We start from the raw sequence: 19,805 nt of genomic DNA on the forward strand, positions 1-19,805 counted from the left end.
GTCATGCCTCTCTGGTGCTGACGAGCCGGGGCCGGGGCACGAACGGCTCGCGGAGGCCGGCCTGCTCGAGGAGAGGCAGGACGTCGCGGTTGAAGCGCTCGAGCTCGTCCTCCCAGTCGGCGATGAAGCTGATCGTGACGCCGTCCAGGCCGGCAGCCGCCATGGCCAGGATCTTGGTGGCGACCTGCTCGGGTGTGCCGACGGCCTGCGGCGTCTGCAGCCCGGCGATCGCACCGTCGAGCGAGGCGAGGATGCGCCGGTTCGTCGCCTCGTCGTAGGTCTTGGAGTTCTGCGTGAAGGACCGGGCCCACCTGAGCCCGGCCTCGCGGTCTCCCTTCTCCTTGATGCAGTAGTCCCAGTACCTGCGCGCGGCGGCCTCGGTGTCCCGGCACAGCACGGTCAGGCAGCCGAGGACCTTGATGCTGCGGCCCGCGTGGTCGAACACGGCCTGCCGTGTCTCGGCGACCTTCGCGCGGATGTCGTCGATCCCGTCGGCGGTGGTGAAGCAGACGTCGGCGTGCTCGGCGACGAAGCGCTGGCCGCGCCCGGACGCGGCGGCGTTGATGATCACCGGACGCGGCCGTTGGAGGGGCCTCGGCTTCGACAGCACGCCGGTGGCGTTGTAGAACCGCCCACTGACGTCGAACTCCTCCTCCTCGCGCCACATCCGCTCGACGAAGTCGATCCACTCGTCGCACCGGTCGTAGCGGGACTCGTGGTCGACCACGGCGGGCCCGAACAGCGCCATCTCGCTCTGGTTCCATCCGGCGACCAGGTTGAAGGCGAACCGACCACCGGAGATGTGGTCGATCGTGACGGCCTGCTTGGCCGCCAGGACGGGGTGGATCGTGTCGACCTGCACGGTCGCCACCACGGTCGTCTGCGTGGTCGCCGAGGCAATGCCCGCGGCCCAGCTGAGGGTCTCGAAGCCGGTGCCCGCGTAGTCGCTGGCACCGCCGTACCCCTTCCACCGCGCACCGGGGATGACAGCCTCGAACCCGGCCCGATCCGCCATCCGGGCCAACCGCACCTGGTTGTCCCAGGTCGGCACGATCCGGCCCTCGGCTGCCGTCATCGACAGGCCGCCGGTGTTGTTGAAGGCGAACAGCGCCAGCTTGAAGCCGCCGTCCTTCACCAGGGGCCGGGTCTCCTCCACGCCACTCATCGCGCGCTCCCCTGGCTCTCGCGGAGCACGAGGGCGGCGGTCGGGCACAGCCCGACGGCTTCGCGGACGGCGGGAACCTGATCGGCGGTCGGCTGGTCGACGAGGACGACCACCCGACCGTCGGACGAGTTCTGGTCGAAGACGTCGGGTGCTGCCATCACGCAGAGCCCTGCTCCGATGCAAGAGTCGAGTTCGACGTCGATGCTCATGGGAATGCTCCTCAGCTCTGCGTCACCAGGTGACGGGAAGGGTCAGGGGACCGGCGGTCTGGGCGTTGGCGCGGATCCAGCGGACGTCGTCGACGTGCCCCGCCAGCCGGAGGTTCGGGAAACGACGGGCCAGGGACGAGAAGCCGAGCGTCAGCTCCAGCCGGGCGACGTGCTGCCCGGCGCAGACATGGATGCCGCCCCCGAACGCCAGGTGACCGCGGTCCTTGCGATCCGCACGGAACTCGTCGGGAGCGTCGAACCGTCTCGGGTCGCGGTTGGCCCCCAGTAGGGAGACGATGACGGTCTCGCCGGCCCTGATCACCACGCCGCCGATCTCGACGTCCTCGAGCGCGGTCCGCTCGGTGGGGTTCGGCTCGATGACCGTGTTGTAGCGCAGCATCTCCTCGACGACGCCGTCGATCGAGGTCGGATCGGCGCGCAGCGCCTCCCAACGGGTCACGTCGGAGAGGAGCGTGAACAGGCCGTACCCGAACTGGCTGGTCGTCGTCTCGTGGCCGGCCTGGAGGATCCCGACGGCGTCCTTCATGACCTCGGCGTGCGTCGTCGACTCGTCGCGGATCATGTCGCTGAGCAGATCGTCGCCGAGGTCCCGGCTCTTGCGCTCGACCAGTCGCTCGACGTACGCGTCCCACTCCCGGAGGTCACCGTCGAGGTTCTCGGCCGGGAGGTCGGGGTTCCGGATGCGGTCGGTCAGGTCGACGAAGAACTCGCGGTCCTCGCGCGGCACGCCGAGGAGCTCACTCAACACCAGGCCGGGAACCGGGCCGCCGACCAGCTCCATGAAGTCGGCCGGTGGTCCGGCGTCCTCCAGCGCGTCGAGACTCTCGTCGATGATCGCCTGGACGCGCTCGCGAGTCTCCTGCACCCGCCGGAACGACAGTCGGCTCATGATCGCGCGACGACGGCGCGTGTGACACGGAGGATCGGCCTCGTTGAGGTGCGGCGGCTTGCCCTCCTCGGCAACCCCTTCGGCCAGCCAGCGATCGAGCTCGCCGACCGGCTGCCGTCCCCAGAACCGCACGGCGGTGAACCGGCTGTCAGTGAGAACGGCCCGGCCGAGCTCGTAGTCGGACGTCAACCAGCCGCTCTCGCCGTTGAGCAGACGCACCCGGCAGATCGGCTGCTCCTCGAGGAGGCGGACCAGCTCGGGGGGAGGATCGACCACCCGGGCACGTCCGACGGGCATCGCCACCGGGCACTCCGACGCACGTCCGCCATAGGTGCTCATCGTCGTCACCCACCCAGGCCGGCGGGCAGCTGCCGCGAGTCGGAGTAGAGGTGCTCGGCGACGATCTTGCCGTCGCGGAACTGCTCGAACACGCCGTAGCGCAGGGTCACCCGGTCGGCCTGCCCGACCGGCGTACCAGTGATCACCAGCTCGCCCGAGAGTCGATCGTCACCGGCGAGCACGCCGGACACCTCGAAGGTCAGGTCGGGCATCAGTTCCCAGTAGCCGCGCAGGACCTCGGCGATGGCTGCCCTGCCGATCAGCGGCGCGTCCGGGGCCGTGAAGTCGATCACCACGCCGTCGTCGGCGAAGCTCTGCACCGCAGTCTCGACGTCGCCGCGCTGGATGGCGGCGACGACCTGCTCGAAGACCGCCGTGATGTCCGGGACCTCGGTCATGGTCGATGATTCCTCTCTGTCGCCGTTCACGACCGGCCGCCCGTGGCCGGCGGGATGTTGCAATTGCGACGAAAGACGTTGTGGGGGTCGTAGGTCGCCTTGAGCTCGGCCAGTCGGTCGTAGGCGGCGCCCCAGGCGTCGCGCATGTCGACGCGGGTCGTGTAGTTCGGCATCGCACCGGGATGGGCGACGCCGGCGGCGCGGTAGCGCTCGACGAATCCCTCGCCCCATGCCTCGCACGCCTCGTCATCGGCCGGGTCGTCGTACATCGCGATGGCGATCAGCTCGCACCCGCGGCGCCGATCCATCGCCGCAGGAGGTGAGGAGACCTGGCGCAGCATGGCGTCCCGGTAGCTGTAGAAGCCGATGAACAGCGAGGCGCCCGCCGGCGCGTCGACGATGCGCTTCGGCTCGTCCGCGAGGAGTCCGAGGGTGGGGTCGTCGAGGGACCTGAGATCGGCTGCGGCCCAGTACTGCCGACAGCTGGGATAGGCGTCGTCCAAGGCGTGGTGGAGCTCGACCCATCCGACCTCGACCACCGATCGCTCGACCGGGCTGCCGAACCCGTCGACCAGGTCGACGTCACGCGCGACCGCCGCTGCATCGCCGAGGTGAGTCAGGGTCACGTCGAAGGTCGGCTCGCGTCCGGGCGCCGCCGAGTAGCCTGCGACCACGAACACGTCCGCGGAGACACCGCGCTCGAACTGCCGGTAGCTGTCGAGCAGCGGCGCCACGTCGGTTGCCGGCCAGGACCAGGTCGCGAGCGTCGCCGTCTGCGGTACGGCGTGCAGCTGCGTCTCGACGGACACCACGACGCCGAAGTTGTCCCCCGCGCCGCGCAGGCCCCAGAAGAGATCCGGGTGCGAGGTCGGCGATGCGGTGACGACCTGCCCGTCGGCGAGGACGACCTGCGCCGAGACCACCCAGTCGCAGCTGTAGCCGTGCCGGGGCGAGAGATGGCCGGTGCCGCTGTAGATCGCGACGCCGACGAATCCGATGTGCGAGAGGAGACCCGTGATCGGCGCGAGGCCGTACGGAACGGTCTCCCGCAACACGTCGCCCTGCGTGGCGCCCGGGCCGACCCGAGCGGTTCGACGCTCGGCGTCGACGAAGACGTCGTTCATGAGCGAGAGGTCGAGGAGCATCCCCTTCTCGATCGCCGAGTGACCGCCGGGTCCCCGTCCACCACCGCGCACGGCGACGTCCCATCCCTGGGTGCGGGCGACCTGGAGCGCAGCTCGGACGTCCTGCACGCCGACGCAGCGGGCGATGACGGTCGGGTGTCGGTCGAAGGCGTGGTTGTAGTGAGCCCGCCGCTCGTCGTACGCGCCGTCGCCGGCCACGATCCACTCGCCGCGGAAGTACGGCGGCGCCGCCACCACGTCCGCTCGGGCGCTGGGGTCAAGGCTCATCTGGTCTCCCTGTCCGGATCCGACGGGCACATCGGGCCCGTTGTCGATGGGAGACAGCCTCTGCCGTGGGCGGCTCGCGAGAATCCGGGGGAGCACGTACGTAACTACGGATATCGGCGACCGGGAGCGGGCCGCGACATCGAGTCAGTGCTGCTGGGCGATCCAGTGCGCGATCTGGGTGCGCGCGGTGAAGTCGAGCTTGGTGAGGATGTGCTCGACGTGCGCCTCGACGGTGCGGACCGAGATCACGAGCTTGCCCGCGATCTCCTTGTTCGACAGTCCTTCGCCGACGAGCGCGGCGACCTCGCGCTCGCGCCGGGTGAGCGCCGTGCCGCCACGTGACGCCGGCGCGGTCGACGACGGGGCCGCTGGTGGCGCCGGCTTCTCCCGCAGTGCGAGAGCGACCGCTTCGTCGAGGGTCAGCCTGCCCCCGCGGTCGAGCGCGGCCTGGAACTCGGCGTCCCCGATCGAGGTGCGCGCCCGGGTCTCGAACCTCTCCCCCAGCTCGATCAGCTGTGGCGAGCCCATCAGTGGGCTACCGACCGTCTGCCAATGCACGTTCGCACCACCGACCAGCATCGCGCCGCGACGGGCATCGCCCTGCTCGGCGGTGACCCAGGCAAGCAGGTCGACCGTCAGGGCGAGGCCGAGCGTGTCCTGGAACTGACGCTTGATGCGGATCGCCTCCGTGGCATCTGCCTCCGCCCGGGCCAGGTCGCCCCGGAGCAGTGCGATGAGGCCTCGCTCCCACAGCGCGTACGACAGCTGCCATCGCGAGCCCGTCTCGACGCTGCGCTCGAGCAACGCATGCACGACGGTCGTGGCGGCGTCGAGCTGGTCGGACAGGATGTGTGCGGACGCCAGCTCGATCCGGGCCAGGTCGGCGTACTGACCCGGGAGGTCCACGACGGAGAACCGCTCCAGCGCGTCGGTGAGCAGGTCGATCGCAGCGCCCAGATCGCCATCGATGTTGCGTTGCGTACCGAGGACGAGCTGCGCGAAGGCCTCCACCGAGGCGTCATCGGGCCAGGTCGCCCGGGCCTGTCCGATCAAAGCCGGGACCTCGGCGGTGTGGCCCTGGCACACCGCCAGGTAGGCCGTCGTCACCAACGCCCAGGATCGTTCCAGGCTGGGTGTGCTGTCGAGTGCGAGCGCGCGCTCCAACCAGAGGCGCCCCTCCGCGAAGTGACCCAGGGCCAACCAGAACCACGGCGCCGCGGCCATGTGCTGGCCGACGCGTGCCTCTCCGGGCTCGTTGAGGCTCCACTCGAGCGCGCCGCGCAGGTTGGACCGCTCGAGCAGCAGCGTGGTCGCCCAGTCCTGCTGACGCTGACCGGTCCAGGCATCGCCGGCATCCAGCAGGAGCGCCAGGCACCAGTCCCGGTGCCGCCGTCGGGTCTCGGTCTCGGCACCGGCCTGCTGCAGACGGGTCAGGCCATAGGCGCGGATGGTCTCGAGCATGTCGAACCGAACGTGGGCACCGACCTGCTCGCGGACAAGGATGGACTTGTCGACCAGGCCCGCCACGGTGCCGAGGATCGACGCCGCGGAGATCACCTCGCCCGCACATACCGTCTCGAGGGCCTCCATGGTGAACCCTCCGCTGAAGACGGCGGCCCGGGACCAGAGCGCTTGCTCCTGCGGAGTGCATAGGTCATGGCTCCAGTCGATGACCGCCTCGAGGGTGCGATGCCTCGCGGGGAGGTCCCGGCTGCCTTCGCGGAGGAGGAGGAAGCGGTCGTCGAGCCGTTCGATCACACCCTCGACGCTGAGCACCTTGAGGTTGACGGCCGCCAGCTCGATGGCAAGGGGAATGCCCTCGAGGCGTTGACACAGGCGCACAGCAGCGGCCTCGTTGTCCTGAGTCAGGGCGAAGTCGGGGACGACTGCCCTCGACCGGTCCGCGAGCAGCGACACGGCGGGGTACTGCATCGCCGTACCGGCCTCGATGGTGTCGCCGGCACGGGGCACCGGCAGCGGCGGCACCGCGAACACGTGCTCGGCCGAGAGGCGAAGCGGCTGGGTGCTGGTGGCCAGGACCCGAAGCCCGGGGGCCGCACGCAGGAGCCGGTCGATCAGGTCGGCGGCCGCTGCGACCACGTGCTCACAGTTGTCCATCACGAGCAGCAGCCGTTGGGCACGCAGGTGGTCACACAGTAGATCGGCGGGTGGCCGTGCCGACTGGTCCCGGATGTCCAGCATCTCCATCACGTAGTGCGGGAGGAGCTCAGGATCGCTCAACGACGCGAGCTCGACGACGCCGATGCCGTCCGGGAACGCCCGACGGGCGTCGGTGGCGAGACGGAAGGCGAGTCGGGTCTTGCCGACCCCTCCCATCCCGGTCAGGGTGACCAGCCTGCCGCTCGACATGAGACGCCGGATGTCGGCGAGCTCCTGTCGGCGGCCGACGAAGCTCGTGAGCTCCCCGGCCCCCAGGTCTGGCTGCTGTGCCATCGGGGTCCCTACTGGGCGGAGGGGTGGGGCGGGGCGATGCTATCGCTGACTCGCCCCGCTCGCGACGGTTCGACGCAGCCCGTCCGGCTACTCGCCTCGCCTGCGCCGACCGAGCCAGGTGGCCAGCGCGACACCGATGATGAGTGCGCCACCGTTGACGAAGGAGCTGACGTAGGGCTGCGCGCCGGCGAGGTTCAGCCCGTTGTTGATGACGGCGAGGAAGTAGACCGCGATCAGGAGCCCACCGACATTCGGGCGGCCGGGCTTGATCGAGGCAGCGCTGAGGAAGGCGGCCGCGAAGGCGGGCAGCAGCAACTGGTCGCCGAGACGGGGATTGGCACCGCCCGACCGCGCGACCGCCAGGATCCCGGCGACCGACGCCAGCACACCGGCGACCACGAATGCCGACGCGACGAGCGACCTGGTGCGCAGACCCACCAACCGTGCGGCGGTCGGGTTGGCGCCGAGGGCGTAGAGATAGCGGCCATACGGAGTGTGCTCGAGCAGGTAATGCACGGCAAGCGCGACCCCGGCGACCAGCAGACCGATCTTGGGAACGCCCAGCCACGATTCCGATCCGAGCCTCACCAAAGAATCGGGGATCTGGCTGACGATGGCCACACCTCCGGTCTTGAGGTTGATGACGCCGGCCAGGATCGTCATCGTGCCGAGAGTGGCGATGACGGCGTTGACGTTGAACCGCGTCACGATCACGGCGTTGACGAGCCCCACGAGTGCCCCGACCGCAAGGCCGACGGCCACTCCCCTGAGCAGGCTGCCCCCCGACATCGTCGCGGCGGCGTACACCGCACCCAAGCCCGCCGTTGCGCCGACCGACAGGTCCCACTGATCTGCGCACAGGGGCACCAGCAGAGCGAGCGCGACGATCGCAACGACGGCCTGGCCGGCGACCAGCACCTGCAGGTTCGCGGCGGTCAGGAAGGTGGCCGATGTGGCAGGGCTGAGTGCGAAGTAGGCGCCGGCGAGGAGCAGGCATGCCGGCAGCGCGAACGCCTCCAGGTAGCCCACCGCGCGTTGCCGCCACCGCAGTCCGTCCGGCGCACCTCCCGCTCCGGTTGCTTGAGCGGCTGTCGGCGCCACCTGGGCGATTGCTTCGTTGGTCATGCGACGTTCGTCCCTTCTGTTGCCAGCACAGCGTGTTCCAACGCGCTGTCGGTCAGCCCTCGGCAGTCCAGCTCTCCGGCCGTGGCTCCGCGCCGGAGAAGGATCACGCGGTCGCACACCGAGACCAGCTCCTCGAAGTCCGACGACACCACGAGCGCGGCCGAGCCCTCGTCCACCGCTCGGCGGACGAGGTGCCAGATCTCGGCGCGTGCGCCCACGTCGACCCCTTGGGTGGGCTCGTCGAGGAGAAGGAGCCGCGGGCCCAGCCGCAGCCACCGAGCGAGCAGCGCCTTCTGCTGGTTGCCACCGGAGAGCAGGCCGATCGGCGTCTCCGTCGACGCGGCGCGAACCCGATGGCTCACCAGCAGCGCCTCGGCATCCCGCGCCTCCTGCCGGTGTCTCAGGCGCCCGCGCCGAAAGTAGCGGGGCGTCGAGAGAATGCCCATGTTCTCGCGCACCGACAGGTCCATGAACGCCGCGGACTCGCGCCTGTCCTCAGGCGAGAAGGCGACACCAGCCCGCACGGCGTCACGTGACGAGCCGAAGCGGACCGGTCGATCATCGAGAAGGATCTCGCCGTGCTCGCAGCGTGCGTCGCCGCCGACGAGCCGCAACAGGGTCGAGCGCCCCGAGCCGAGCAGTCCGGCCACGCCGACGATCTCGCCGGCTCGGACCTCGAGGCTCGCGCTCCTGACCGCGTCGCCCACCAGACCCGTACACCGCAGGCGCACAGCGCCGCTCGGGCGAACTGGTCGGTCGGGGGACGGGACTGCCTGCTGGCTCTCCCCGGCGATCAACTCCACGAGAGCGCCATGGGTGATCTCGGCGCCTTCGAGGGTGGCGGAGACTCGGCCGTCTCGCAGGATGGTGGCACGGTCGGCGATCTGCACGACCTCGTCGAGGCGGTGGGTCACGTAGACCACGGTCTGCCCCTGGCGGGCAAGTCGCTTGAGCTCGTCGAGGAGAACCGACACCTCGCGAGGAGGCAGTGCCGCGGTGGGCTCATCGAGGACCAGGATGCCGGCGGCGCCATCGTCTCCGGTCGGGGTGATGTCCTGGAGGGCGCGGGCGATCGCCACCATCGCATGCGTGGCCACGCCGTAACGCGCCAGCTCCGCTGTCGGATCGACGTCGATGCCGAAGCGGCGGAGCGTGTCGCGCGCGTGCCGCCGCTGGGCACGCCATCGGACCCGGCCGCCCGCACCGGTCTCGAACCCGTGACCGATGGCCAGGTTCTCGGCGACAGTGAGCTCGGGGAACGTCGACGACTGCTGGTGGACGAAGCGGAGACCCGCCTCCCGCGCCTTCGCGGCCGTCCAGGCGCTGGCGTCGTGCGTGCCCGCGGCGTACTCGTCGTCCACGGTGATCGCACCCTGCTCGGCCTGGTACATCCCGCTGAGCATCTTGATCGTCGTCGACTTGCCGGAGCCGTTGCCGCCGAGCAGGGCGTGGATCGTCCCGGACTCGAGCTCGAAGCTGATTCCGTCGACCGCACGCGTGCCGCCGAAGGTCTTGACCAGGTCGGTCACCCGCAGGGCGATCCTGCGTCCGGACCCGTCCGTCTTCGCGACGTCTGTCTCCATCGGAACTCCTCGTTGCTCGCGTCACGCCATCGTCGCGGCGGCGCTGATCGCAGTGAGTCCCGGGGACCACGGATATCACTACGTACATCGGTCCGTAGTCATTGAGATCGGCGCCGGATCCTCCCTACGTTCCTCCCGACAGTGTTGCCGCGGAGACATTCTTCGAGCCGCCGCGGGCGGCACGCCCTCCCACCTCCTGAAGGGAACATCGTGACCACAGACGTGACAGCCCCCGCTGATCTCGAACAGACCAATGACGGATCGGGCGACTCCGCGACGCGGGCCGCAGATCTCGCAGCCCTCCGGTACGGGTTCAACGGGGAAGTCGTGACCCCGGACGACCCGGAGTACGACGGCTACCGACAGCACTTCAACAGGCGATTCGACAAGCATCCGGCACTCGTCCTGCGGCCGGCGAACACCGTCGATGTCGTGGCTGCGGTCCGGTACGCACGCGCGGCGGACCTCGAGATCGCTGTCAGCTGCGGCGGGACTCATCCGGCAGGCTTCTCGCGCACGGACGGCGGCGTCGTGATCGACCTCGCTCTGATGCGCGCGGTCCGGGTGGACACGGTGGATCAGACCGCCTGGCTGCAGGGAGGTGTGCTCGGCGGCGACTTCTATGCCGAGACGGGACGCCAGGGCTTGGCGGGAGTGATGGGGTGGATGCGCACGACCGGCGTGGGTGGCGTCAACGTCCACGGAGGCTGGGGCCCGCTGTCGCCCAAGCTCGGCTGGGGTGTCGACACCATCCTCGAGATGGAGATCGTGACCGCTGACGGTGAGGTGCTCCGTCTGGCTCCCGACGAGAACGCCGAGCTGTTCTGGGGAGCCCGAGGCGCGGGCGGCAACTTCGGCATCGTGACATGGGTCAAGCAGAAGCTCTGCCGCGTGCCGGAGAAGGCCCTGATCGGCACCCTCATCTACCTGCCGGAGCAGGGCCCCGACATCCTGCGCCTGGTCGATGACCTGGTCATGACCGTCTCTGACGACATGTCCATGTTCGTCTACTCCTCGGTGGTCCCGGACGAGCCGGACTACCCGGACGCGATCCGCGGCAGGCACGGCTTCATGGTCGTCGTCGTGCACATCGGTGACCGCGACGTCGCCGCCGAGGAGCTGCGCCCGCTGCGAGAGATGTATCCGCCGGCCGTGGACGGCGTGGTCGAGCGATCGCTCTACGACTTCACGTGCGAGATGGACTCATTCATCGTGCCGTGCCGTCAGTGGTACGACCTGATCGAGGTCAAGGCGCTCACCGACGACGTCATCGGCGCCGTCACGACGTCCGCACAACGCATGGAGGACCTCGGGCTCACCGCGGAGCTCACCATGGTGGCCATCGGACGCGGACGTGCCCCGGAGCACCCGAGCGCGCTGGCGGTGGGAAGTCAGCCGGGCGCGTGGCTCATGATGCCCGACACCTTCTGGGAGGACGAGTCGGGCGACGCGACGAACATCGGGTGGGCCGACGAGTTCATGACGGCGCTGAGCCAGTGCGACTCGCACTCCGACATCGGCTACAGCAACGTCCAGGCACGGCCCGATGTCGCTCGGGAGCGCCGTTCGTTCGGCGAGGAGGCCTGGCAGCGCCTGGTCGCGCTCAAGCGGCAGTACGACCCCGAGAACGTCTTCCACCTCAACCACAACATCCCCCCTGCCTGATCGGTCGGCTCACGTCAGGAGGGCGGCACCGTCCGCCGCGCTCAGGCGACCCGGTACGGCGGCTCCGGCTCGCGGCCCTGGAACGCCAGGATCGCGGGATTGACCACCCGGCCGTCGCGGACCTCGATAGCGCGGCTCAGCGTCTCGTCCGCATCCCAGCCGGGTCCGCCCTCGAGCACCCGGCGCACGAAGGGGATCAGGGCGGCGCTGTTCTCCCAGGTCGCCGAGCTCCACAGGTACGACGGCGAGTGGTCGACCCCGTAGTAGAGGACGTTGTCGCCCACCACGAACGTCGGCTCGTCGAAGCTGGTCGGGCGGGCGAAGCTGAAGCCCATCTCGAGGTCGCACGACACGTCGACGACGAGGCTCCCCGGACGAAACGCGACCAGGTCCTCCTCGCGCAGGTAGACCAGCGGGTGGGCGGTGTCCTGGAGGGTGCAGTTGACGACGATGTCGTTCTCGGCCAGGTACGCCGCCAGCGGCTCGCGGCCGCGCTCGGTGATCACGTGGCTCCGGCCTCCGTCGTCCTGGTCGTGCTCGAACTGCCGGATCCGCACCGAGTGGATCGGCGAGCCCACCGCCGCGACCCCGCGGTTGGTCAGCACCGCGACCTCATGCACGCCGTGCGCGTTGAGGGCGGTCACCGCGCCTCGCGCTGTCGCGCCGAAGCCGATGACCACCGCGCTGAGCCGGCGACCGTAGTCGCCGGTGAGGCCCGCGAGCTGAAGCGCGTGGAGCACCGAGCAGTAGCCGGCGAGCTCGTTGTTCTTGTGGAACACGTGCAGGCCCACCGTGCCGTCGCGCGTCCAGTGGTTCATGGCCTCGAAGGCGATGACGGTCAGCCGGTGGTCGATCGCGACCTGGGTGAGCTCGGTGTCCTGCACGCAGTGCGGCCAGCCCCACAGCGTCTGGCCCGGGCCCATCGACGCGACGTCCGAGAGCTGCGGCTTGGGCAGCAGCACGATGTCCGAGTCCGCCAGCAGCTGGTCGCGGGAGGCGAACCCGGCGACGTGCTCGGCGAGGGACGCGTCGTCGACGCCGAATCGCGCGCCGTACCCGTGCTCGAGCGTGATGCGTGCCCGGAGGTCGGCGTCGAGGGAGCCGAGGTGAGCCGGATGGATGGGGAGGCGGTGCTCGTTCTCCTTGGCTGAGGATCCGATGACGCCCAGTCCCAGCCCCGTCACTTCTTCTTGCCCGGGTGGATCTTGTCGGAGAAGGTCTCCGCGGTGGCACTGTCGCGCTTCTCGGCGCGCCTCTCCTTGATGGACTTCCCGGACTTCTTGGTCATCTTCTGGCGCGGCGACTTGTCGCTCATGGCGGTTCTCTCTGAGAGGGGGCCTGGATGGCCCCTGTCTCCGACAGTACGCCTCGCACCGCGATCGCATCGGCACTAGTGTCGTTCAGGGACCGCCTGGAAGGAGCACCCCCATGAGCAGCACCGATTCCGGCCCCACCGGCCATCTGCTGGAGGAGCTCGAGCCCGTCGTGGCGCAGAACCTCGACCGACACCTCGCGATCGCCCAGGAGTGGCACCCCCACGACTACGTCCCGTGGAGCGAGGGCCGTGACTTCGCGATGCTCGGCGGCGAGGACTACGCCCCCGAGCAGTCCCGGCTGTCCGACACGGCCAAGGCAGCGATGTTCACCAACCTGCTGACCGAGGACAACCTGCCGTCGTACCACCGTGAGATCGCCACCCGGTTCGGGCGCGACGGCGCCTGGGGCACCTGGGTAGGGCGCTGGACGGCGGAGGAGAACCGGCACGGCATCGCCCTGCGCGACTACCTCGTCGTCACCCGGGGCGTCGATCCCGTCGAGCTCGAGCGGGCCCGGATGGACTACATGACCACCGGCTACGACTCCGGCGACAAGACCCCGCTCGAGGCCGTCGCCTACGTCTCCTTCCAGGAGCTCGCGACCCGCGTCTCGCACCGCAACACCGGCAAGGTCACCGGCGATCCGGTGGCCGACCGGCTGCTGGCGCGGATCGCCAAGGACGAGAACCTGCACATGATCTTCTACCGGAACATCGTCGCCGCCGCCCTCGACATCGCGCCGGACGCGACCATGCGCGCGATCGCCGACGAGGTGATCGGCTTCGAGATGCCGGGCGCCACGATGGCGGGCTTCCGCCGCAACTCGATGATCATCGCCAAGGCCGGCATCTACGACCTGCGTCTGCACCACGACGACGTGATCATGCCGGTGCTGCGCAGCTGGGGCGTGTTCGAGCGCACCGGCCTCGGCAGCGTGGGCGAGCAAGCGCGCGAGGAGCTCGGCACCTTCCTCGAGGCTCTCGACGCCCAGGCCACCGCCTTCGTCGATCGTCGCGCCGAGCACCGCGCCCGCCGGCAGGAGGCCGGTACGCCCGAGCCCGTCGTCACCTGATCTCCCGACGCGGGGCCGGGCGCCTGCTTGGATGCGGGCATGCAGGTCCCGCTCCGCGCCGCCCGGGCACTCACCCGTCGCGTCGTCCGTCCGGTGCTCGGCACCCGTCTGTCGCCCGCCCGGCAGCGGCAGGTGATCGACGCGCTGATGAGGCTCTCCGTCCTGCCGGAGGGCACGACGATCGAGCCCACCAGGCTCGGGGGCGTCCCCGCCGACCGGATCACGACACCGGCCGCCAACGCCGAGCACGCGCTGCTCTACCTGCACGGCGGCGCCTACCTGGTGGGCTCACCGGTCACCCACCGCGCCGTCGGCGCCCACCTCGCCGACGCGGCCGGGACGGTCGCGCACGTCCTCGACTACCGGCTCGCGCCCGAGCACCCCTACCCCGCCGCCGTCGAGGACGCGCTCGCCGCCTACCGCGCGCTGCTCGACGGCGGCCTCGGACCGGAGCGGATCGTGGTGGCCGGCGACTCCGCGGGCGGCGGCCTCGCGCTCGCGCTGGCACTGCGGGCCCGGGCGGTCGGCGTACCCCTCCCGGCGGCGCTGGGCCTGATCTCGCCCTGGGTCGACGCCCGGCTCGGCGGCCTGGCCGACCACATCGACGACCCGCTGCTCACCCGTGGCTGGCTCGACCTCGGCGCCCGTTCGTACGCCGGCCGCCACCGCGAGCAGCCCGAGGTGTCGCCCCTCCTCGCCACTCCGGCCGACCTGGCGGCCCTCCCACCGCTGTTCGTCCACGCCGCGAGCGAGGAGCTGTTCGTCGACGACGTCGAGCGGTTCGTCGCAACCGCGCGGCAGGCGGGCGCCACGCTCACCTACCGCCGGCTCGAGGGACACTGGCACGTCACTCACCTGTACGCCGGGATGGTCCGCGAGGCGACCGAGGTCGTTGCCGAGATGGGCGCCTGGCTGCGGTCGGCTCTTCCCTAGTCGGCCGAGGCCAGCAGCCGCTCGTGCGCGGCGTGGCTGGCGGCCCAGCTGGCGGTCTCGTCGCCGTTGATCTCGTCGTGCGCGAGGGCGAGCGCGGTGCGCACGGCGAGCGGGGCGTTGCCGCTGATCGTGGCGGCGAGGCCGAGCGCGACGTCGAGCGTCGTACCTGGCTCGACCAGGCGGTTGACGAAGCCGAGCCGCTCGGCCCGCTCGGCGTCGATCGGCTCGCCGGTGAGCAGCATCTCGCGCGCGACATTGGCGGGCAGCACCCGCGGCGCGCGGAAGACGCCCCCGAAGTCGGGCATCAGACCGCGCTTGACCTCAGGGAAGCCGAAGGTGGCGGTCCGGGCGGCGACGACGAGATCGCAGCACAGCACCAGTTCGAGTCCGCCGCCGAGCGCATGGCCCTCGACCGCGGCGACCAGCGGCTTGGGCCGGGTGCGCGACATGATCCCGGCGATGCCGCCGCGCTCGGTCGGCTCCCCCGGCCCCTCGGCGAGGTCGGCACCCGCCGAGAAGACCACCGGGCCGCCGGTGAGCACGCCGCACCACAGCTCGTCGTCGTCCTCGAGCAGGTTGAGCGCCTCGTCGAGGCCGCGGGTCACCGCGCCGTTGATGGCGTTGCGCTTCGCCGGGCGGTCCAGCCCGATGACGAGGGTGCGCTCGACGCGGATGGTCTGCACGGCAGGGGCGGCGTCGGGAGTGCGGTCACTCATGCACGACAATCTAGGGATGACGATGGAGATGTTCATCCACGACGAGATCCCGACCGACGAGGTCGAGCGTCGCGAGAAGGCCGTCTCCGCCCTGGCCGACGCCGTGCGCGAGCTGGTCGACGCGACGATCCGCAGTACGGTCGCCGACGAGGAGCTGGCCGCCGTACGCGCCGAGGTCGACGGCCTGGTCGCGCGGCTGCGCGCCACGCAGCTGCCCGGTCCCGCGGGCGTCCGCTACAACTCGGCGGGCCGCACCTGGAGCTGGGGGAACGCGGTCGTCGGGCGCGGCAACGCGATCGCCCCACCGGTCGACATCGTCCACGACGAGCGCGGCACCGCGTCGGCCGAGCTGACCCTGGGCGCGGCGTACGAGGGCCCGCCGGGCATGGTCCACGGCGGGGTCTCGGCGCTGATGCTCGACCAGATCATGGGCGAGGCCTCCAGCGGCTTCAAGCGGCTCACGATGACCGGCACGCTCACCCTGCGCTACCGGCGGCCGCTGCCGCTCGGGCCGGTGCGGATGGAGGCCCGCATCGCCGGCGAGGAGGGGCGCAAGATCACCGTCGAGGCGCAGATCGGCGTCCCTGGTCAGGACCCGGCGGTCGAGGCGACCGGGCTCTTCATCGTCCCGAGCTGGGCGCCGGTCGACGAGTCCGGCGGCTGGACACGCTCAGCCGAGGGCTGAGCGCCTGGATCCGCCGATGGACGCTGTAGGTCACCATCGGTGGATTCAGGCCGGGGGCCGGTCGATGAGGTCGACCAGCCGTTGCGGCGCCTGCAGGCAGAACGAGTCGGTGAGCAGCTCGCCCAGCTCGACCCAGTCGGTGTCGTCGTCGATCAGCATCCCGACGACGTTGCCGCCCCACTCCGTCTTGAAGTACGGCGCCCCGAGATGCTGGAACGCCATCACCTCCTCCGGCTCGGCCCGGAACACGATCCGGAACAGCTGGTCCTCACCACCGAAGACGTGGGCGACCGTGGCCCTCGTCCCCGCCACCCGCCAGCGGATGCCGACCCAGGCGTCCTCCTCCCGGCACTCGGGCAGGCGCGCGACGATCGCGCGCAACCGGGCGACGTAGGCGCCGGGGACGTCGGGACGGGTCGGGCGGGCCACGACAGGAATGTCCCACACCCCACCGACACCCGAGCATCCGCCGCGGCGTCAACCTGAGGTTGACAACCTGGGTCACGTCAAGAGATCGTTGACGCATGTCCGACAAGTCGATCGTCCTCATCGTGCTCGGCATCGCGCTGACCACGAGCACCCTCTCCCTCCACGGCCTGGTCCGCGGACTCGGCCAGGGCGCCGGGATCGCACTCATCCTGATCGGCGTCGCCACCCTGTCCGCCCACCTGCGCAAGCCGAAGGACGACGACGACGGCATGTGGCTGCCCAGTCGCGACGAGGACCAGCGGTGAGCGACCTCGCCGAGGCCATCGGCCGGGCGATCCTCACCGGCGCCGACGCGCAGGACCAGCTCGCCCTGGTCCGTCGTACGGCGGATGCCGACCTCGTCACCGCCGACCTGCTCCAGCAGGCGGTCAACGCCGCGCGTGCCGGCGGGCACAGCTGGTCGGCCATCGGCAGCACCCTCGGCCTGACCCGGCAGGCCGCCCAGCAGCGCTTCGGGCGCGAGCCCACCTCCCCGGCCGACGGCGCCGAGGAGCGCTGGCTCGGCCCGGTCACCGCGTTCGACGAGATGCAGGAGCTCGAGCTCGCCGGCCGCCTCGGCTGGCGCACCACGGGCGCGGGCCTACTGCGACACCGGATGGTCCGCACCCCGACCCGGTGGGAGCACAAGCGGGTGGTGTGGTCCGGCGGCCTGGGCCGCTACGAGCGCGACGGCTGGCAGATCGGCTGCCGGGCGTTCCCCTGGCTCTACCTGGTCCGCGACACCGGCGAGCCGGCCGAGGCCGCCATCACGCCCTGAGCTCGCCGACGTCCTCCTGGTCACCTTGGAAGTAGCTGTCGAGCAGCCACTGCGCACGTCGACCACCCCAGCGAGCGAGCCGGTCGCGCCCACCGGGCAGCCACTTGCCTACCCGGTAGCGCAGCGTGTTGAGCCCAACCAGGTAGGCGTGCGCCCACGGCGGCCGCATCGGCAGGCCGAGCTCGCGCATGCTCTCCGGGCCGAGGAAGACGGTCAGCATCGAGAGCAGCCGCTCCCGCTCGTAGCGGGCGCGCAGCGGCTGCAGCACAGCCGGCCAGCCGGGGTAGCGACGCAGCGCCTGCGCCTCGACCACGGCCTGGGCCAGCTGTGGCCCGGCCTCGGTGAGCGGACCCTGGGCGAGCAGCACGTGGTAGTCGATGCGGTGCCGCTCCCACTCGTCGTCGACGAGGAAGTCGGGATGCACGCCCAGCAGCCAGCCGACGTACTTCCACAGGTGCATGAGCGCCCGGGACTCCGACGTCGAGATCGGTACGCCGAGCGCCCGGGAGCCGATGATGAGCACGCCGTCGAACAGTCCGAGCGTCGAGGCCTGGTCGGCCTGGTTGATCGGCAGCCCCCACCGGGCGGTGTCCCAGGTGTCCTCGAAGGCGTGGTTGACCAGCGCATGCATGAGGCGGACGTGGACGGTCAGCCGCCAGCCCTCGCCGGGCGCCCGGCCCTCGCGTGGCGCCGCCAGCGACCCGGGGTCGGTGAGGCTGGCACCCCACTTCTGGGTCTCGGCGAGCCGGCGCAGGGTCTGCGCGCCGGTCAGGCCACCGGTGGCCACGAGCAGGTCGGTGGGTCCGCCGAACCGGTAGCCGCCGACGAGCGAGAGCTGGAGCAGCACGTCCTGGGCGTTCTGCCCGAGCCGCCGGAAGACCCGGGCCCCCTCCTCGACGAGCTCGCGGTCCAGCCAGTCGGGATCGCGCTCGAGCTCGGCGAGGAAGTCGGCGAGGGCCGGCGGCGCGTCCGGTACGGCGGCCAGGCCGCGCTCGAGCGCCCGCCGGAACTGGTCCATCCGCACCCGGCCGGGAGCATCCCCTCGCAACCGGATCGCGTCCGCGAGGCGAGCACCGAGCTCGTCGCGCTCGAACATGGCGCGCCCGATCCGGTCCAGCAGCGCGTCGTCGACGCCACGGACGCGCCCGACCACCTTGAGCGGCCGGCCGAGGCGGCGGTTGCGCTCACCGCCGGCCCGGAAGCGGGTCGGGTAGGGACGCTCGAGGGGCTCGCCGGCGGCCGGGGCCACGTCAGTAGACATGGATCCATCCTGACGCGAGTCATTGCTCGCATTCAACTCGCGAATGCTCTACAGTCCTCCCGTGCGCAAGGCCCCGCAGCAGGCCCGGTCCCGGGAGATGGTGGAGCGGATCGTCGCCGCCGGGCGGACGGTGCTCGTCGAGCGCGGGTACGACGCGTTCAGCACCAACCGGGTCGCGACCGTCGCGGGCGTCAGCCCCGGCTCGCTCTACCAGTACTTCCCCGACAAGGCCGCGATCCTCGACGTCGTCATCGACCGCTACTGGGAGGAGGTCGCCGAGCGGGTGGCGGCCTCCCTGGCGGACCGGATCGGCGGGTTCGGGCCCACCATGGTCCGCGACACCGCCGACGCGCTGCTCACCGCGCTCGAGGCCGACCGCGAGCTGCTCCGCGTGGTCGCCGAGGAGCTCCCCATCCAGCGCAGCAGGGAGCGCCGGGCCGCGCTCGAGCGACGGGTCCGCGAGCTGGTCGCCACCTACCTCGCCGCCCGGCCGGACATCAGCCGCCGCCCGAGCGGCGCGGTCACGGCCTGGGTCGTGGTGCTCGCGGTCGAGAACCTCGCCATGCGCTGGGTGCTCGACCAGCCGGCCGTCGTCAGCCGCGCGCAGCTCCTCGACGAGATGCTCGCGCTGGTGGGCGGCTACCTGCTGGCGTGACCCGCAGGCTCAGGAGTGGCGGCCGGTGAGGGCCATGCCCACGCCGAGCCCGATCATCGACGTACCGCCGATCGCGCCGAGCATGCGGCCGCGCCGCTCGGAGACGACGAACCAGTCCCGCGCCCAGCCGGCGGCCAGCGCCCAGGTCGAGTCGCAGAGCAGGCCGATCGCGATCGCGACGCAGCCGAGGGTGAGCATCTGCGCGGGCACGGAGCCCGCCGACCCCGATCGGTCCACGAACGGCGGCAGCAGCGCCGCGAACATCATGAAGCCCTTGGGGTTGCTGACGCCCACCACGAAGCCCTGGCGCAGAGCGGTCCCCCACGGCAGCGACCCCCGCGCCTCGCCACTGCCCATGCGCATCTCCCGGCGATGACGCAGCGCCTGCACGCCGAGCCAGACCAGGAAGGCCGCGCCGGCCAGCTTGATGACGGTGAAGACCAGCTGCGACTCCGCGACCACGGCGCCGAGCCCCAGGCAGACCAGCACCATGACCAGCAGCAGCCCGGCGGTGTTGCCGACCACACTGGCCAGGGCGACCCGCTGGCCGTGGGACACGGCCCGGCCGACCACGAAGACCACACTCGGTCCGGGGATCACGATCAGGACCAGTGCGGCGAGGCCGAAGCCGAGGAGCTGGTCGAGACCGATCATCGCGCCG

21 protein-coding genes are annotated in these 19,805 nt (G+C 71.0%); 7 read left to right on the top strand and 14 right to left on the bottom strand.

Annotated features, from left to right (window positions below):
- Nucleotide 1: 1 nt before the first annotated feature.
- The 8 genes from ACUP6Y_RS17535 to ACUP6Y_RS17570 all read right to left on the bottom strand — a co-directional run bounded on the left by ACUP6Y_RS17535 (nucleotide 2) and on the right by ACUP6Y_RS17570 (nucleotide 9,595).
- Nucleotides 2-1,165, bottom strand: coding sequence for an LLM class flavin-dependent oxidoreductase (locus ACUP6Y_RS17535; protein ID WP_462552114.1), 1,164 nt, complete (start codon nucleotides 1,163-1,165; stop codon nucleotides 2-4).
- On the bottom strand, nucleotides 1,162-1,374 hold the full coding sequence (locus tag ACUP6Y_RS17540; RefSeq protein WP_462552115.1) for a ferredoxin: 213 nt from the start codon (nucleotides 1,372-1,374) through the stop codon (nucleotides 1,162-1,164). Before ACUP6Y_RS17540 ends, ACUP6Y_RS17535 begins: the two co-directional genes overlap by 4 nt.
- Nucleotides 1,375-1,396: 22 nt before the next feature.
- Entirely contained in the window at nucleotides 1,397-2,581 is a 1,185-nt protein-coding gene (locus tag ACUP6Y_RS17545) for a cytochrome P450 (RefSeq protein WP_462556755.1), read from the bottom strand.
- Nucleotides 2,582-2,628: 47 nt separating this feature from the next.
- Nucleotides 2,629-3,021, bottom strand: coding sequence for a nuclear transport factor 2 family protein (locus tag ACUP6Y_RS17550; RefSeq protein WP_462552117.1), 393 nt, complete (start codon nucleotides 3,019-3,021; stop codon nucleotides 2,629-2,631).
- A gap of 26 nt (nucleotides 3,022-3,047) precedes the next feature.
- The gene (locus tag ACUP6Y_RS17555; RefSeq protein WP_462552119.1) at nucleotides 3,048-4,433 is read right to left on the bottom strand and encodes an FAD-binding oxidoreductase; all 1,386 of its coding nucleotides are present in this window, start codon (nucleotides 4,431-4,433) and stop codon (nucleotides 3,048-3,050) included.
- A gap of 144 nt (nucleotides 4,434-4,577) precedes the next feature.
- On the bottom strand, nucleotides 4,578-6,887 hold the full coding sequence (locus ACUP6Y_RS17560; RefSeq protein ID WP_462552120.1) for a helix-turn-helix transcriptional regulator: 2,310 nt from the start codon (nucleotides 6,885-6,887) through the stop codon (nucleotides 4,578-4,580).
- A gap of 87 nt (nucleotides 6,888-6,974) precedes the next feature.
- Nucleotides 6,975-8,012, bottom strand: a complete 1,038-nt coding sequence (locus ACUP6Y_RS17565) for an ABC transporter permease (RefSeq protein WP_462552122.1) — start codon at nucleotides 8,010-8,012, stop codon at nucleotides 6,975-6,977.
- Entirely contained in the window at nucleotides 8,009-9,595 is a 1,587-nt protein-coding gene (locus ACUP6Y_RS17570; RefSeq protein WP_462552124.1) for a sugar ABC transporter ATP-binding protein, read from the bottom strand. The genes ACUP6Y_RS17565 and ACUP6Y_RS17570 overlap by 4 nt, the downstream gene beginning before the upstream one ends.
- Before the next feature lie 327 nt (nucleotides 9,596-9,922).
- Between ACUP6Y_RS17570 and ACUP6Y_RS17575 the strand changes: the two genes are divergently transcribed.
- On the top strand, nucleotides 9,923-11,260 hold the full coding sequence (locus ACUP6Y_RS17575) for an FAD-binding oxidoreductase (protein ID WP_462552125.1): 1,338 nt from the start codon (nucleotides 9,923-9,925) through the stop codon (nucleotides 11,258-11,260).
- 41 nt (nucleotides 11,261-11,301) lie between these two features.
- Here ACUP6Y_RS17575 and ACUP6Y_RS17580 read toward each other — a convergent pair whose 3' ends face one another.
- On the bottom strand, nucleotides 11,302-12,444 hold the full coding sequence (locus ACUP6Y_RS17580; protein WP_462552126.1) for a N(5)-(carboxyethyl)ornithine synthase: 1,143 nt from the start codon (nucleotides 12,442-12,444) through the stop codon (nucleotides 11,302-11,304).
- On the bottom strand, nucleotides 12,441-12,575 hold the full coding sequence (locus ACUP6Y_RS17585) for a hypothetical protein (RefSeq protein ID WP_462552127.1): 135 nt from the start codon (nucleotides 12,573-12,575) through the stop codon (nucleotides 12,441-12,443). The genes ACUP6Y_RS17580 and ACUP6Y_RS17585 overlap by 4 nt, the downstream gene beginning before the upstream one ends.
- Before the next feature lie 113 nt (nucleotides 12,576-12,688).
- Here ACUP6Y_RS17585 and ACUP6Y_RS17590 point away from each other — a divergent pair, with 113 nt between their 5' ends.
- Nucleotides 12,689-13,648, top strand: a complete 960-nt coding sequence (locus ACUP6Y_RS17590; RefSeq protein WP_462552128.1) for an acyl-ACP desaturase — start codon at nucleotides 12,689-12,691, stop codon at nucleotides 13,646-13,648.
- Nucleotides 13,649-13,687: 39 nt separating this feature from the next.
- Nucleotides 13,688-14,581: an alpha/beta hydrolase gene (locus tag ACUP6Y_RS17595; protein WP_462552129.1), complete on the top strand. Its 894-nt coding sequence runs from the start codon at nucleotides 13,688-13,690 to the stop codon at nucleotides 14,579-14,581.
- Here ACUP6Y_RS17595 and ACUP6Y_RS17600 read toward each other — a convergent pair.
- Entirely contained in the window at nucleotides 14,578-15,297 is a 720-nt protein-coding gene (locus ACUP6Y_RS17600; protein WP_462552130.1) for an enoyl-CoA hydratase-related protein, read from the bottom strand. The two genes, ACUP6Y_RS17595 and ACUP6Y_RS17600, sit on opposite strands and share 4 nt — an antisense overlap.
- Nucleotides 15,298-15,313: 16 nt before the next feature.
- Between ACUP6Y_RS17600 and ACUP6Y_RS17605 the strand changes: the two genes are divergently transcribed.
- Nucleotides 15,314-15,982: a PaaI family thioesterase gene (locus ACUP6Y_RS17605; protein WP_462552131.1), complete on the top strand. Its 669-nt coding sequence runs from the start codon at nucleotides 15,314-15,316 to the stop codon at nucleotides 15,980-15,982.
- 45 nt (nucleotides 15,983-16,027) lie between these two features.
- Here ACUP6Y_RS17605 and ACUP6Y_RS17610 read toward each other — a convergent pair whose 3' ends face one another.
- Nucleotides 16,028-16,411, bottom strand: a complete 384-nt coding sequence (locus tag ACUP6Y_RS17610; protein WP_462552132.1) for an MmcQ/YjbR family DNA-binding protein — start codon at nucleotides 16,409-16,411, stop codon at nucleotides 16,028-16,030.
- Nucleotides 16,412-16,506: 95 nt separating this feature from the next.
- Between ACUP6Y_RS17610 and ACUP6Y_RS17615 the strand changes: the two genes are divergently transcribed.
- Together ACUP6Y_RS17615 and ACUP6Y_RS17620 are read left to right on the top strand one after the other, a co-directional pair.
- On the top strand, nucleotides 16,507-16,716 hold the full coding sequence (locus tag ACUP6Y_RS17615) for a hypothetical protein (RefSeq protein WP_462552133.1): 210 nt from the start codon (nucleotides 16,507-16,509) through the stop codon (nucleotides 16,714-16,716).
- Nucleotides 16,713-17,228 (top strand): hypothetical protein, encoded by a 516-nt coding sequence (locus ACUP6Y_RS17620; RefSeq protein ID WP_462552134.1) that lies wholly within the window; start codon nucleotides 16,713-16,715, stop codon nucleotides 17,226-17,228. The genes ACUP6Y_RS17615 and ACUP6Y_RS17620 overlap by 4 nt, the downstream gene beginning before the upstream one ends.
- Here the strand turns inward: ACUP6Y_RS17620 and ACUP6Y_RS17625 are convergent.
- Complete coding sequence (locus tag ACUP6Y_RS17625) at nucleotides 17,218-18,489, bottom strand: oxygenase MpaB family protein (protein WP_462552135.1); 1,272 nt, start codon at nucleotides 18,487-18,489, stop codon at nucleotides 17,218-17,220. The genes ACUP6Y_RS17620 and ACUP6Y_RS17625 overlap by 11 nt on opposite strands.
- Nucleotides 18,490-18,550: 61 nt before the next feature.
- Between ACUP6Y_RS17625 and ACUP6Y_RS17630 the strand changes: the two genes are divergently transcribed.
- The gene (locus tag ACUP6Y_RS17630; RefSeq protein ID WP_462552136.1) at nucleotides 18,551-19,144 is read left to right on the top strand and encodes a TetR/AcrR family transcriptional regulator; all 594 of its coding nucleotides are present in this window, start codon (nucleotides 18,551-18,553) and stop codon (nucleotides 19,142-19,144) included.
- Nucleotides 19,145-19,153: 9 nt separating this feature from the next.
- Here ACUP6Y_RS17630 and ACUP6Y_RS17635 read toward each other — a convergent pair whose 3' ends face one another.
- Nucleotides 19,154-19,798 (bottom strand): LysE family translocator, encoded by a 645-nt coding sequence (locus ACUP6Y_RS17635; RefSeq protein ID WP_462552138.1) that lies wholly within the window; start codon nucleotides 19,796-19,798, stop codon nucleotides 19,154-19,156.
- Between the last annotated feature and the right edge of the window lie 7 nt (nucleotides 19,799-19,805).

This window comes from Nocardioides sp. S5-5, assembly GCF_054954065.1.

Bases quoted from the DNA above. Each gene is read 5' to 3' on its own strand.
- ACUP6Y_RS17535 (WP_462552114.1), bottom strand. From the start codon at position 1,165: ATGAGTGGCGTGGAGGAGACCCGGCCCCTGGTGAAGGACGGCGGCTTC.
- ACUP6Y_RS17545 (WP_462556755.1), bottom strand. From the start codon at position 2,581: ATGCCCGTCGGACGTGCCCGGGTGGTCGATCCTCCCCCCGAGCTGGTC.
- ACUP6Y_RS17595 (WP_462552129.1), top strand. From the start codon at position 13,688: ATGCAGGTCCCGCTCCGCGCCGCCCGGGCACTCACCCGTCGCGTCGTC.
- ACUP6Y_RS17635 (WP_462552138.1), bottom strand. From the start codon at position 19,798: ATGATCGGTCTCGACCAGCTCCTCGGCTTCGGCCTCGCCGCACTGGTC.
- ACUP6Y_RS17540 (WP_462552115.1), bottom strand. From the start codon at position 1,374: ATGAGCATCGACGTCGAACTCGACTCTTGCATCGGAGCAGGGCTCTGC.
- ACUP6Y_RS17550 (WP_462552117.1), bottom strand. From the start codon at position 3,021: ATGACCGAGGTCCCGGACATCACGGCGGTCTTCGAGCAGGTCGTCGCC.
- ACUP6Y_RS17560 (WP_462552120.1), bottom strand. From the start codon at position 6,887: ATGGCACAGCAGCCAGACCTGGGGGCCGGGGAGCTCACGAGCTTCGTC.
- ACUP6Y_RS17590 (WP_462552128.1), top strand. From the start codon at position 12,689: ATGAGCAGCACCGATTCCGGCCCCACCGGCCATCTGCTGGAGGAGCTC.
- ACUP6Y_RS17600 (WP_462552130.1), bottom strand. From the start codon at position 15,297: ATGAGTGACCGCACTCCCGACGCCGCCCCTGCCGTGCAGACCATCCGC.
- ACUP6Y_RS17605 (WP_462552131.1), top strand. From the start codon at position 15,314: ATGACGATGGAGATGTTCATCCACGACGAGATCCCGACCGACGAGGTC.
- ACUP6Y_RS17585 (WP_462552127.1), bottom strand. From the start codon at position 12,575: ATGAGCGACAAGTCGCCGCGCCAGAAGATGACCAAGAAGTCCGGGAAG.
- ACUP6Y_RS17570 (WP_462552124.1), bottom strand. From the start codon at position 9,595: ATGGAGACAGACGTCGCGAAGACGGACGGGTCCGGACGCAGGATCGCC.
- ACUP6Y_RS17615 (WP_462552133.1), top strand. From the start codon at position 16,507: ATGTCCGACAAGTCGATCGTCCTCATCGTGCTCGGCATCGCGCTGACC.
- ACUP6Y_RS17555 (WP_462552119.1), bottom strand. From the start codon at position 4,433: ATGAGCCTTGACCCCAGCGCCCGAGCGGACGTGGTGGCGGCGCCGCCG.
- ACUP6Y_RS17625 (WP_462552135.1), bottom strand. From the start codon at position 18,489: ATGTCTACTGACGTGGCCCCGGCCGCCGGCGAGCCCCTCGAGCGTCCC.
- ACUP6Y_RS17565 (WP_462552122.1), bottom strand. From the start codon at position 8,012: ATGACCAACGAAGCAATCGCCCAGGTGGCGCCGACAGCCGCTCAAGCA.